Below are 13,922 nucleotides of genomic sequence, written 5' to 3' on the forward strand. Positions count from 1 at the left end.
CTATTGGGCGGCAGGGTGCGGGAGTGAAGTCAACGAGGGTGCCAGGGCGCGCACCGACGGGTTCCTGGGGTGGCGGGCCAAGGTACGGGCGAGGTGCCGCGTATCGGTGGCGATCGTGGCGGAGTTCGCGGCGGTGACGGAGTCAAGCAGTTCGCCGGTCAACACGCAGGCGAGGTCGATGTCCCCCGCCGCGGCGTGGGCGAGTGCGCGACGCGCCCCGTACCGGGCCTGGGTACGAAGGGCCTCCGCCGGAATCTCGGCGACTTGCCGGTCCAGCATCGCGGCGGCCTCACGCGGCCGGCCCAGGTCGTGCAGGCACCAGCCGGTGATCATTCCCACGGGATCGGACAGATGAGTGGGACCGATGACAGGCGTCTCAGCTTCTCGCTCGTCCCGGTCGAATTGGCCTCGCGCCCGTTCCAGGCAGCGCATGCACGCGTCGTAGTCGCCGGCGAGAGCATGGCCCTGGGCCTCCCGCTGCGCGGCCAGGCCACGAATCCTCGGCGGTAGAGCACTGAACTGCGCCTGTCGGGCCAACTCGATCGTCTGCCCGGCGTCCCGTCTGTAGAGCGTTACCAGTGCCCGGCGGACCAGTGCGTAAGCGGCCAGGTCATGGTCTCCTCCAGCGTCCGCCAGCTCCACCGCATGCCGAGTCCATGAGAGGGCGGCTTCCTCATTTCCCGACTCCTGCATCAGCCAGCCGGCGTACTCGGCGTACCGGGATGCGAGCCGTAGCAACGCCCGGCGGGTGGAAGGGTCGGCCGAGGCCGATGTGTCTCGAAGCAGATGCGTCTGGGTGATGAGGGCGGGAAGTACCAGTGCCGGGCTTCCCATCTGGCCCAGTCGGCGGAACTCCCCGAAGAGCGAACGGGACGCTTCCAGTAATCCTCCCGCCGCCAACTCGGCGGACGGAGCGGGGCCGTTGATGCCCAACCCCGACACCGCAGAGGCTGCCCCCGCGGCCATCATCTGCCGGCGGCTGACGGGCCGGAACCAGCTCTGGCCTTCTGTTGACACGTGCATTACCCACACCTCCTCGTCGTCAGTAGCCGTTCTTACGGGTTTCCCGGCCATCGGCCCTGCGGGAGCGAGGGCGATAAGCGCACCGTCGGCACCCAGGGCGGCATCACTGAGGCGGGCCAACTCCTCGCTGGGTGGCTGGATACCGCGCTCGACCTTGCTCAACTGGCCCTTGCTGTAGTGGACAATTCCAGCAAGGACGGCAAGTGTGATGCCGGAGGCCAGGCGCAGCCTCCGCAACTCTCGCCCGAACTGGTTTGGCTGCTGGACCATGCAATCCTCCGACTCCGGTCGTCCGAGCAACCGAGAGCAAGCGTGCGGTGACGGCTGCTGGTCGGACAAGCCGAGTTCCGTTGTTTCCTGTTTCCAGTCGGATGCCAGCAGCCGCCTCATCCGTCTGTCCAGACCGCCCGACGAATTCGGGCATCCGGAATCGAGCGCGCATGGCCGGGCCGCGACTCGACACGCCCCCCTTCCCCATCGGTCAGGAGCGATCGCCCAAGATGTATGGCTCCAGGCGGCCTCGGCATGCGTTGCTGGCCTGGTCAGAGCTGGCAGGTTCGGCCCAGCCGATGGTGAGGGCGGTGGCCGGCGGTATCGGCCGGGGACCGGATCGAGGGCCCGCTCGGGAGGGTGGCGACCTGGGCCGTGGCGGCGACCTGGGCCGTGCCGCGTGCGACGGCGGTGACTCCCTTCGCCGCTTCCGTATCGCCGCGTCCGGATCGCTGCGGCCCGCGCTCTGTGTCCTGCGTTCGGCGCGCATCTCCTGTGTGAGCGCTGTTTGCCCGTTGTATGCCTTTTTCCTGTCTGATGGCGCACGGTCGTGAGCGCGACGGGTGTTGGCCCGTGCGTCCACTGCCGTCTCGCTCCGCACGCTCCGGTGTTCGGTCAGACAACGTTGTCTTTCTCCAGGCGGACTGTGCGGGCATCTCGCGACGCTGGAGAGGTTACGTGTCCATCACATCCCAAGCCCCCTTGCCCCGCGGGGTTCCCCCGCGGACCGCCCGCCGACGTCATCGGCCCCTGCGTGCGACGGTCGCCGTGCTGATCACCGGCGCGCTCGGCTTCGGCGCGCTGGCCGGTGCCGGCGCGGCCGCGGCCGTGCCCGGCGCCACCACGTCCACGCCGTCCGGCGGGACATCCGGCGGTACGGACTACACGAAACTCGTCGACCCGTTCGTGTCGACCGCCGGCGACGACGGCAACGACCTGCCGGGCGCCCAGGCGCCTCACGGTCTGGCCAAGGTCAACCCGCTGACCACGCCGAACCGCAACCACACCGGGTACGACTACAACGAGGACCACATCGCCGGGTTCACCGCGACGAACCTCGACGGCGTCGGCGGCTCGGGCGGCGGCGGCGACCTGCTCGTCGTCCCGACCTCCGTGCAGTACGACAGCCGCCCCGCCACCGGCACGTACGCCCACCCGTACAGCCACGACGACGAGACCGCGACGCCCGGCTACTACCAGGTGGGCCTCGGGGCCCTCTCCGGCACCGCGTCGTCGGTGAAGCAGGACTCCGGCACCGTCAAGGCCGAGATGGCCGCGACGACGCGCACCGCGCTCCAGCGGTACAGCTTCCCCGCCGGGTCGAACCCCCAGCTCGTCCTGGACCTGGCGAACAACTTCACCAGCCGCACCCGCTCGACCATGAAGGCGACGACGCTCCCGGACGGGACCACCTCGATCTCCGGGCTCGTCGCGGGGTCGTTCAACGGCGCCTCGTACCAGCTGTACTACAACGCCACCACCAACGTCCCCGTGACCTCCCTGAAGAGCTGGGGCAACGACGGCAGGCTGAGCGACGCGACCACGCGCGACGGGTCCGACACCGGCGCCGTCCTCGGGTTCGACAAGTCCGCCGGGGACGACATCGAACTGCGCGTCACGCTCTCGCCGATCAGCGCGGAACAGGCCGCGATCGACCAGCGCGCCGAGGTCGGCGACCTCACCTTCGACCAGGCGCGCGCCCGGACGAAGGCGGACTGGAACAGCGCGCTCGGCGCCGTCGCCGTGCGCTCCTCGGCGAAGTCCGACCCCGGGTCGACGCTCACCAAGGAGTTCTACACGCACCTGTACCGCATGTACGCGCTGCCGGTGAACGCCACCAGCACCAGCGGTACGTACCGCGGCGCCGACGGAGCGGTGCACCGGGCCAACGGCTTCACGTACTACGACGGCTGGTCCACCTGGGACGACTTCCGCAAGTACTCCGTCGAGGCGTACATCGACCCGGCCACCTACCGGGACATGGTGCAGTCGCTCATCGTGCTCTTCGCCGACGCGCGCACCTCCGGCAAGAGCCTCGGCAGCCTCACCCACTCGGTCCCGACCGTGCGCTGGGAGCGCTCGGCCGTGCTGGTCGCCGACGCGCTGTCGAAGGGCTTCACGAACTTCGACCGGCTCGACGAGGCGTACCCCGCGCTGCTGTCGTACTCCGGCTACTACACGGGGGCGCAGCTGCGCCAGGGATACGTCACCGGGGATCCCGGTACGACCGTCCAGCGCGGCTACGACCAGTGGGCGCTCTCCGTCATCGCCGACGCGCTCGGCAAGAAGGCGGACGCGAAGAAGCTGCGCACCCAGTCGACCATGGCGATCGACAACCTCGTGAAGTCCGGCGCCTGGACCGCGACCGACGGCACCGAGGTCGGGCTGCTCACCCCGCGCGCCGCGGGCGGTGACTGGCAGAGCGCCGACTACGAGAGGTTCGAGGCGGCCGGCCTCTACCAGGGCACGCTGTGGCAGTACCACTGGTACGACGCCTACGACATGGGCGGACTCATCGAGGCCATGGGCGGCCCGAAGGCCGGGCAGGCCGCCGTCAGGCACATGTTCGGCGAGGACTCCACCGTCGACGACGGCTCGACCATGCTGCACTCCAACGCCAACGAGATCGACCTGCAGGCCCCGTACCTGTTCAACTACGTCGGCGAGCCGAGCCTGACGCAGAAGTGGGTACGCGCCATCTACACCGGCACGACCTGGAACCGCTACATCGCGACGGGCTCCACGAACGAGGCCCCCAGCTCCGGCGGCCAGTTCACCCCGCCGGTCAAGACCCAGGTCTACAAGCTCTCCCCGAACGGCTTCCTGCCGACCATGGACAACGACGCCGGCACCATGTCGACCATGTTCGTCGGTGCCGCCCTGGGCCTGTTCCCGGTGACCGCCGGTTCCAGCCAGTTCCAGATCGGCAGCCCGTTCTTCGACTCCACGACGATCACCTACGCCAACGGCACCCGGTTCACGGTGAAGGCCGACGGCGTGTCGCCCAGCGACTACTACGTGCAGAACGCGACCCTCAACGGCAAGCGGTTCGACAACACGTGGCTCGACTACTCCCAGATCATCTCCGGCGGCACCCTGGACTTCACCATGGGCTCCAAGCCCTCCCGGTGGGGCGCCCGCACGGAGCCCGCGTACTCGCTGAACACCGACTCGGGCGACACGGGTGACGGCGGTACGGGTGGCGGCGGTGCGGGTAACGGCGGTACGGGAACGGACAAGGGCGACACCGTCGTCTCCGCCCACCCGGGCACCGTGAGCACCGCCGCGGACGGCACCGTCGACGGCAGTGTGAAGCTGACCCTGGACGGACCGGCGTCGTTCGCCGCCCGCAAGGGAACGAGCCTCACCAGGACCGGGGCGGCGACCGTGACCGGCCTGCCGCGCGGTGTCACGGCGGATCTTCGCGTCAGCGGCTCGCGCACGGCGACGCTGTCGCTCACCGGCACCGCGCAGGTCGACGCGCGCTTCGGCATCACCTTCCACGACACGGCCTTCGCCCATGGCGTACGGGCCTCGACGGTGGGCGGCACCGGGATATCCCCGACCGACCCGCTCGTCATCTCCGCCGCCGCGGTGCATCGCGAGGCCCTCGGCGCACTCGTCGACCAGGCGTCGCTGGTGCGCGGCGGCAACTACTCCGACGGCTCCTGGAGCCTGTTCCGGTCGGCGCTCGAACGCGCGCGGACCGTCCTCGCGGACACCAACGCGGACACCACCGCGTCCGCGAACACGTCCACCACCGCGTCCGCGAACACGTCCACCACCGCGTCCGCGACCGCGTCCGCCACCGGCACGATCATGGCCGCCGACGACGCGCTGCACTCCGCCATCGACGCGCTCACCATCGACGAGGGCGGCTACGCCGTCCTCCAGGCCGAGGACCCCGACCAGAAGGAGGGCCCCAGCCTCATCAGCGAGCGGAACAACTCGGACGGCAACCTCGGCGGCGTCACCGAGGGATCGTGGGAGCGCTTCACCAGGCTGGACTTCGGCGGGGCCGCCCCGCAGAGCGTCTCGGTCCGCTACGCGAACTCGCAGGCGACGAACGCCGAACCGAGCAGTGTCGACATCCACGCCGGCGCCGCCGACGGTCCCGTCGTCGCCACCGTCCAGCTCCCCGGAACCGGCGGCTGGCAGTACTACAACACGGTGCAGGCGTCCGTCACCGACCCGGACGCCCTGCTGGACGCGCAGAGCGCGACGTTCGTGTTCCACGCCCCGTCCGGCCAGCAGTGGGTGTCGAACTTCGACTGGTACCAGTTCTCGCCGTACGAGGTCTCCTCGTCCCCCACGACCACGCTCGCCACGCTGACCGCGGTGAACACCACCACGACCGGCGACGGCTCGCTCCCGCTCAACCTCTCGAACGGCATCTTCGAGAACGTGACGAACGGCGCGTGGGCCCGGTGGAAGGACACCGACCTCCGCGACGGCGCCGACACCGTCACCGTCAGCTATGACAAGCCCCAGTCGCGCGCCGCGTCGGACTCGCACATCGAGCTGCGCCTCGGCTCGAAGGACGGCCCGAAGAGCGTCGACATCCCCCTCGACTACAGCGGATCGGGCTGGGGAACCATCGCCACCACGAGCGTGCGGCTCGACCCGGCCGTCTTCACCGGCGTCCAGGACGTGTACGCGGCGTTCGTCTCCAGCACGCAGACCGCCTCCCAGCCCTACGTGGGCAACGTCTACTCACTGGCCCTGACGCGGACCGCCGGGGCCCCCGTGGGCTTCGACGCCACCGCGTTCCGCTCGCACAGCGGCGGCGGGCTCAAGAGCGAGCCGGTCGGCTGGACCGGCTCGGGTTCCACCACCGACCTCGGCGGCACCTACGACGGAGCCTGGCTCGACTACGGGGACATCGACTTCGGCGGCTCCCCGAAGAGCACCGTCACGATCACCTACGTCAACAACTCCGCCCGCTGCGGCACCGGCTCCGCCGTCCAGCTCTATCTGGACTCCTTCGACGCGGCCGACCCCGGCACGCCGTACGCGACCGTACCGCTGCCGGTCACGGGAAGCGCGTGGTCGTCAGGAGGGACGACGAGTCTGACACTGCCCAAGGCGATCACCGGCACGCACTCCGTCCATCTGCGGCTGACGACGAAGCCGGACTCCTCGCACCCGTACGTCGCGAATCTGGGCCGGATCACCTTCGACCACGTCGACACGCCCGTCGTGACGGACAAGTCCGCCCTGCGCGACGCGATCGACCGGTACGAGGGACTCTCCGGCGACGCGGAGCGCTACAACGCGATCGACTTCGGCGTGTACCAGCGCGAACTCGCCTCGGCGCGCGCCCTCGTGGACAGCGACGACGCGACGCGGCTCGAAGTCGACACCCGGACGCGCGGTCTCACCCTGGCCGCCGAACAGCTGGTCCCGGTGGCGAGGCTGCGACTGGAGGACCTGGTCACGACCGCGTCGGCCCTCGACAAGGACCGCTACACGGACGCGTCGTGGAAGGCGTTCACCAAGGCACTCGCCGAGGCGAGGACCGCGGTCGCGGACGGCACCGCCACGGACGCGGCCCTCACCGCGCGGTACGGGACCCTCCGCCACGCCCTGTCCGCGCTCGCCACGAAGCCCAGGACGGCGCCCGCCACGCCTGACGCGGTGTCGGCGACATCGTCCGGCTCCAGCGTGACCGTCGCCTGGTCCGCGCCCGAGGACACCGGCGGCTCACCGGTCACCGGCTACCGGGTCACCCTCGGCGACGGCCACCAGGTCGAGATCCACGATCCGGACAGCCGGAGCACGACCTTCACCCGGCTGCGCGCCAACAGGTCGTACACGGCCCGCGTCCAGGCGGTGAACGCGTTCGGCGCCTCGCGCCCGAGCGCCGCCACGGCGCCCGTGGTGACCGGCGGAGGCAAGCCGCAGAAGCCGGCCGTGACGGGTGTGATCACCGACGGCAAGCAGGTCCGCGTGACCTGGAAGCCGGCCGGCGACGGCGGATTCCCGATCATCGGCTACACCGTGGCCCTCGGCGACGGGACCACCGCGCACGTGCCCGCCACGACCGGCACGGCACTGCTCACGACCACCGGCAAGGCCAAGGCGCACACGGCCACCGTGACCGCGGTCACGCTGGCGGGAACCTCGGACGACTCCGCCGCGACGGTCCGGGCGACCACGTCGGCGACCACCTCGGCGACCACCGGAGCGTCCGCCGCGACGGACGCCTCCGACCCGGCGTACGAACCGTCCCCCTTCCCGGACGACACGCTCAACGCCACCTACGCGTCGGACAAGTGGCCGGGCACCGGCGACGGGACCGACTACTTCTACGGCCTGCTCAACGGCATCGAGGACCTCGGCACCGACATCCTCGGAGCCGACGCCAAGGTGCCGAACGGCACCGCGCTCACCGCCGAGAACGACCGCATCGCGGTGGGTGTCAACAACGCGGCGACCCAGAAGGAGGTGGACCGGGCCGAGGTGGACGCGACGAACAGCGCCACCGTCACGCTGGCCGACGGCCTCGGCTCCCGGCTCGGCCAGATCTACCGCGACGCCCTGAACGGCGGCCGGCTGCCGAAGACCAGCGCACTGTTCTCCCGCGTCACGAAGGACCTCGACAAGGTCGACGCGGCGAAGGACCACTACGCCTACCCGCGCCCGTATGTGCGGCTCGGCTTCGTCGGCGACGGCGGTGACATCTACGAGTCGCAGGACGGCTCGTACGGCAGCCTCGCCACCAGCGGCTCGTACCCGAGCGGCCACACCTACGGCGGCTACGAGACCGGGACCATCCTCGCCACGCTCCTGCCGGAGCTGGCGCCGTCGATCCTCGCGCGCACCTCGGAGTACGGGAACAACCGCGTCGTCCTCGGGTTCCACTACCCGCTCGACGTCATGGGCGGGCGCATCACCGGACAGGCCACCGTCGCGCACCGGTGGGCGGACCCCGACTTCGCGAAGCTGCTGACCCAGGCCCACACCGAGATGGAGAACGTGCTGCTCGCGCAGTGCGAGAAGGAGGGATACGGCGACACGCTCGCGGCCTGCGAGGGCGACTCCTACGCCGGTCTGAGCGAGGCGCAGCACGTCGACCTGTACACGCGGCGGCTGACCTACGGGTTCTCCCAGGTGGGGAAGGCCGGGCAGACTCTCAGGACACCGTCCGACGCGGCGGCCCTGCTGATCACCGCGTTCCCGGACCTCACCACCGGGCAGCGCACGCAGATCCTGGAGCAGACCGCGACGGACTCCGGCTACCCGCTCGACCTGACGGCGGACGGCGGAGCGAGCTGGGAGCGGATCAACCTGGCGGCGGCGATGTCGGCGCGCGTCGTCGTCAACGCCGACGGGTCGGTCACGGTGAGGAACTACGCGGACGCCACCAAGGCCGGTGTCGCCGACGCGAAGGCGATCACCGTCGGAGGCGCCGCGATCGACGGCTTCGACCCGGACGGCTCCACGTACGTGGTCGACTGGCCGAAGAACACGCGGATCCCGGCCGTCTCCGCCGTACCGGCCCAGTCCGGCGCGCGGGTGAAGGTCACCGACGGCAGTCCGGTCCTCTCGTCGACCGGATCCCGGTTCACCACCCGCACGATCAAGGTGACCTCGGCCAACGGTTCGGTCACCCGGACCTACACGGTCGGGTTCCAGCTCACGGACCGCGACGACCGCCCGGTCGCGGACGGCGGCAAGGGCCATGACGGCGATCACGCCGCCATCGCGGGATCGGGCTGGTGGCCCTACCCGGGCCTGTTCGGCACCGGAGGCACAGGGGTGGAGGCAGCCCAGACGATCCCCAGGGCGCCGGGCACGAGGTAACCGCCGCACCTGCCGCGCCCCGCACCTGCCGCGCCCCGCGGTGCCGCGGGGCGCGGCAGGATCCCGCTGATCCTCAAGAGGCGCACTTCCCACTCGTCCCGAGTGAGCGAGGAAGCGGCTTCCAGCAACTCGGGGACGTCCACACCCTCATTCTGGACCGCTCTCCTGCCGACGGCAGGACCTGCCCGACGAACCCCCACCGCGCGGGCCCCGCCGCTGACCCCGAAGTCGTGCCGGCGCATGGGCCGTTTCCCTGGAAAACAGCGAAGCCGTTGGTGAGGATGGTCACATGAGGACGGCACGTCGCATGCGGTGGGGCTGGTTGGCGCTGACGGTGGTGGCCGTGGGGGTGGCGGTCACCATAGCCGTCCGGGCGGGAACCGGGGAGGTGGACCCGGGCGGGTTGGTGGTCGGGCTGGTCAGCCTGGTGCTGGCGATAGCGGGCCTGCACCAGGCGGTGGACTCCCAGGCATGGCAGGACACCGACACCGCCGGACTCGCCGACCGCCTCACCGGCATCATCAGGGAACGCGAGGAGGAAGCCCGCCGCAGACTCCTCGGCGGCAGCGACCGCACCATCAACGTCGAGTTCACCTTCCTGCCCTCCCCCGCCCACCACACCGCGGGCGCAGCGCCCCACGGCACGTTGGAAGAAGTCGCCGCCTACTACCGCGCTCTCCGGCCGGGCCGCCTCGTCATCACCGGCGCGCCCGGAGCCGGCAAGACCGTACTCGCCCTCCACCTCATGCTGCTCCTCCTCACCGACCGGACGCCGGGCGACCCCGTTCCCGTACGCCTGTCGTTATCCACCTTCGACCCCAACCGGAACAAGCTCGACGACTGGCTCGCCGACCATCTCACCCGTACCTATCAGTTACGCCCGACCGCGGCCGCCGCCCTTGTCACCGACCGGCTGATCCTGCCCGTGCTCGACGGGCTCGACGAGATGGACGCCGGCGAGACTCCCGGGTACGGCTCCCGCGCCGCGGCCGCTTTGAAGGCCATGAACAGCTACCTCCATGGCACCACCAAGGGCCAACTCGTCCTCACCTGCCGCAGCACCCCCTATGTCGCTCTCGAAGGCGAGGCTCTGGGGGCGGAGGACGCCTCCCGTATCGACATCGCCCCCGTCAGCCTGGCCGCGACCGAGACGTTCGTCGCCGCCCGCACCCGCATCCTGGCCCGCTGGACACCCGTTCTGAACGCACTCCGCGCCGACCCGGCCGGTCCACTGGCCCTGGGCCTGTCCACACCCTGGCGGCTGACCGTAGCCCTCGCCGTCTACGACGAACGTCACCCCGACGGTCGCTGGGTCCGTGATCCCGGGGATCTCCTTGAGCGCACCCTGGAAACCCCCGAGCAGATCCGGGACCACCTGCTGAATCTGTTCATCCTCGCCGCCTTCCCGGCAGGCGGTACGACAGCGCCCTACAGCCGGCCGCAGGTACGCGCCTGGCTGACAGTCCTCGCCCGCCACCTGCACACCAACACCACCAGCGCCCGCGTAGTGGCCGGACGGCAACTGTCGGGCACCGACCTCGTACTCCACGAACTGTGGCCGCTCACCGGCCGCCGCCGCGCCCGCACCGTCCACGTCCTGCTGACCGTCGCGGTGTGGGCCATCGTCGACCTGCCCGCCGCCCTGCTCGACGCCTGGCACGTGTACGCGATGAACGTGGCACTCATGGTGGCGGCCGGCCTTCTCATCGGAATCCCACCCTGGCCCGTACCGTCTCGGCTGCAACGAGTAACCGCCCGAACGCCTGCTGAGAGACACCAGCTCGTGAACGGGCTTGTGGGTGGGCTCTTCTGGGGAGTGCTCGTGGTCGTGGCCGACTTCGGGAACGTCGTCGGGCTGGTGACCGGGCTCGTGTACGGATTGGTGGTAGGGCTCGCCGGTGGAGCGATGGTCGGGGTCGGACTGGCGGGCGTACTTTCGGACGCACATGAAACTCGCAGGTCACACGGGAACGCGTCGCCGCGCGGCATGGTGCGGGACGACCTCGTGACCGGGTTCGCGACCGGCCTCGTGGTCGGGCTCGCGTTCGTCCCCTTCTATTGGCTCGCCCTGAGCCCCGTACACGCCCTCGGGGCGGTACTCATCTACATGCTGCTGTTCGGTCTCGGCGGCGGGCGTGCGCTCGCACTCCTCTACAACCGCCTGTTCCGATGCGGTTACCGGGGCGCGCTCGACTCGCTGTTCAGGCCCTGGCGTGCGTTCGGACCCCTGTTCAGGACCGGCGCCGGTCCGGCCCTCGGCGCCGCGGGTGTCCGCTACATAGCCTTCCTGCTCTGTACCCGCCGCTGGTGGTCCCACCAACCACTGCCCTGGCGCCTCGGCCGTTTCCTCGACTGGTGCTGCGACGCAGGTCTGACGCGCACCGCCGGCATCGCCTACCAGTTCCGCCACCGCGAGCTCCAGGACTTCCTCATCCGCGGCGACGTCGACCACGACCCGCTGAACCGCCCCACTTCCGCTTCCGCGCACACAACGCGCCCCTGAGCTTGTGGGGCGAGCAGCCGCGGAGCAGGCGGGTCCGACCGGGCTCCTTGTACGGTCGCCTCAGCCGTCGGCGGCGCGGCGGTGGTTCTTCAGCCGCGAGCCGAGGCAGAGGGCGGCGACGCCCGCGGCAAGAATCCCGACAGCCGGCAGGATCAGGTCCTCGGCGTCCCCGCCGGTATTCGCGATGGTGCCCGTCCCCGTACCGTTGGCGGCAATTCCCGTCGGAGCCGACCCCCCGGCGGCGGAGGCCGCCGTAGGCGTGGAGCCCGGGGCTGTCGTGCCGTCGCCGTCCGTGCCGCCGTCCGTGCCCGAGCCGCCGTTCGTGCCCGTGCCGCCGGATGAGGTCGAGCCGCCGTCCGTGCCCGAGCCGGTCCCCGTCTTCGTGATCTTGAACGACCCGACGAAGTTCTTCTGCCCGCCGTCCAGCGTGCACGGCACGGGGAGTTCGAGGGCCTCGCCGCTCGCTTTCTTCCCGACGACGTTCAGGACGATGTCGCCGACGGTGATCCGCGCGGTGCCCGGCCGGGTGAAAGCGGGAGTGAGCACGGCGCCGGTCGCCGTGATGCCGAAGGAACCGGATGCCGGGATGTTGGTCCTGGTGATGTCGAGAGGCACTCCGATCTGCCTGTCGCCCTGCGGCGCGTTCACCTTGATCTTCGCGTCCACCGTGCCCTCAACGGTTTTCACACCGATCCGGCCGATCCACGGTGTGATGTCCGCGGCCACCGTCGTTCCCGCACGGATGGTGATTTTCTTACTGGATTGGCCGAGCGCGACCGACGCCGGGAGATTCGCGTCGATCCGCGCCGTGATGTGCTGGTCTTCGATCCACGGAACGTCGCATGTGTACTTCAGCGTCAGCGAAACCGGTTGTGCGGCCGCGGTTCCGGCTCCCAAACCCCCCATGACTCCGACGGCGGCTCCTGACGCCGTGACTAACCCAAGGGCGATCCTCACCCTGGTACTTCCCTTCGCGCGCCTGTCAGTCATATGCCACCTCCGTGACGTGGTCCACTGAGTTTTCCATCGGTACTGAATTATGGGGCTTCTCCGGAACGACACGCTGTTTCGGTCGGTAAAGGTTCCGGGTCCGCCATGCCCGCTGAATTCGATCGGCGAGAGGGGTGGTGCGCGTGGAACAATTGGGTGAGGTGGTCGTGGAGTTGGGCGTGGCGGAATTGACGGACCGCGCCGGCCCGGCGCGGCGCACCTCGACGGTGGGCGTCGTCCAGGAAAGCGATCAAGGTCCAGGGCGGCCGACCTGTCAGCGGCAGCCACACGCACGACAGGGCCACCCACCGATCCCGAGCGGGGAAACCCAGCCCGAATCCGAACCCGAACACGAATGCTGCCTCAAGCCCTAACGCAAGCCCGATTCCGAGTCCCGATTCCCTCCGGGAAGACGTTACTCACCGGCATCTCGAAACCGAGTCCTTCCGCAATCGCGTCATATCCGCGCGGACGGTCGGATTGAGCGGCGCCTCCGCCGCTCTCAACTCGCCCGCGGGCCAGGCGTCCTCGACCGGGCCGGCGAGAGTGCGGGCACATCGTGTGCCGGGCAGCGGCGTGCCGTGGAGCAGGGCGAATCCGGGCGGCGAGCGCCTGGTCCTATCCTGTGCCCCTGTGCCCCTGTGCCCCTGTGCCCCTGCCACAACGCCGCGCACCGGTGCACGGCGACGAAGGGTGGCGGGCAGTGCGGTGCGCGCCTCCATCCACGTGAGTCCGTTCAAAGGAACCCGCATGAGCCAGATGCCCGGCACCGTCAGGTCCGTCCGCGTCCTGCTTCTCACGGTGGGCGCAGGGAACATTCTCGCTGCCCTGTGGCTCGTAGTGGCCGCCGCCACCTTGGAGACCGGCGCCATGGGGGGACTGATAGCCGGCATGCTCCTCGTCGCGGCGCTCCCGTTCGGGATGCTCGCCGCGGCCGCGATCGTCGTTGCCGCGAAGTGCCCCGACGGCGGCAAGGGCGTCCGCGTCGGCGCGGTTGTCGTCGGCTCACTGATCATCGTCGGCTCATCGGTCGTCACCGGCACCGCGATCGACGCGAAGCTGCCCGACGGAGCGTGGGGCTTCGGTGTGGCGGTCGGCGTCCTTGTGATCGTCCTCTCGACCAGGCGGAACACCAGAGACTGGTTCGACCGGTCGCGCCACTGAACTGATACGTGTCCAGGATCTGATACGTGTCCAGGCCGGTCCCGGTGTCATTCGACGAACCGTGCCACCGGCCTCGAACGCGGGTGCCGTTCGGCCAGCGGAAGGGCCCCTCGCCCAGCGCGTGGCGTGGACCGCCGGCCCGCCGCGCTCGTACGACCGGTCGGCG

The 13,922-nt window shown here is 70.2% G+C and carries 5 protein-coding genes; 3 read left to right on the top strand and 2 right to left on the bottom strand.

Features of this window, described 5'->3' with window-relative positions; all coding sequences use genetic code 11:
* Positions 1 to 1,413 carry a helix-turn-helix domain-containing protein gene (locus ACWGDX_RS33380; protein WP_453631704.1) on the bottom strand — a complete coding sequence of 471 codons (1,413 nt, stop codon included), beginning with the start codon at positions 1,411 to 1,413 and terminating at the stop codon, positions 1 to 3.
* A gap of 651 nt (positions 1,414 to 2,064) precedes the next feature.
* On the opposite strand from ACWGDX_RS33380, the gene ACWGDX_RS33385 reads away from it, so the two are divergent.
* Together ACWGDX_RS33385 and ACWGDX_RS33390 are read left to right on the top strand one after the other, a co-directional pair.
* Positions 2,065 to 9,099 (top strand): glycoside hydrolase domain-containing protein, encoded by a 7,035-nt coding sequence (locus ACWGDX_RS33385; protein WP_453631720.1) that lies wholly within the window; start codon positions 2,065 to 2,067, stop codon positions 9,097 to 9,099.
* 289 nt (positions 9,100 to 9,388) lie between these two features.
* The gene (locus ACWGDX_RS33390; RefSeq protein WP_453631706.1) at positions 9,389 to 11,602 is read left to right on the top strand and encodes an NACHT domain-containing protein; all 2,214 of its coding nucleotides are present in this window, start codon (positions 9,389 to 9,391) and stop codon (positions 11,600 to 11,602) included.
* A 60-nt stretch (positions 11,603 to 11,662) separates the two neighbouring features.
* Here the strand turns inward: ACWGDX_RS33390 and ACWGDX_RS33395 are convergent, their stop codons facing one another.
* On the bottom strand, positions 11,663 to 12,508 hold the full coding sequence (locus ACWGDX_RS33395; protein WP_453631708.1) for a DUF6801 domain-containing protein: 846 nt from the start codon (positions 12,506 to 12,508) through the stop codon (positions 11,663 to 11,665).
* An 834-nt stretch (positions 12,509 to 13,342) separates the two neighbouring features.
* On the opposite strand from ACWGDX_RS33395, the gene ACWGDX_RS33400 reads away from it, so the two are divergent.
* Positions 13,343 to 13,756: a hypothetical protein gene (locus tag ACWGDX_RS33400; RefSeq protein WP_453631709.1), complete on the top strand. Its 414-nt coding sequence runs from the start codon at positions 13,343 to 13,345 to the stop codon at positions 13,754 to 13,756.
* Positions 13,757 to 13,922 lie beyond the last annotated feature (166 nt).

The sequence above is a fragment of the Streptomyces sp. NPDC055025 genome, assembly GCF_053608565.1.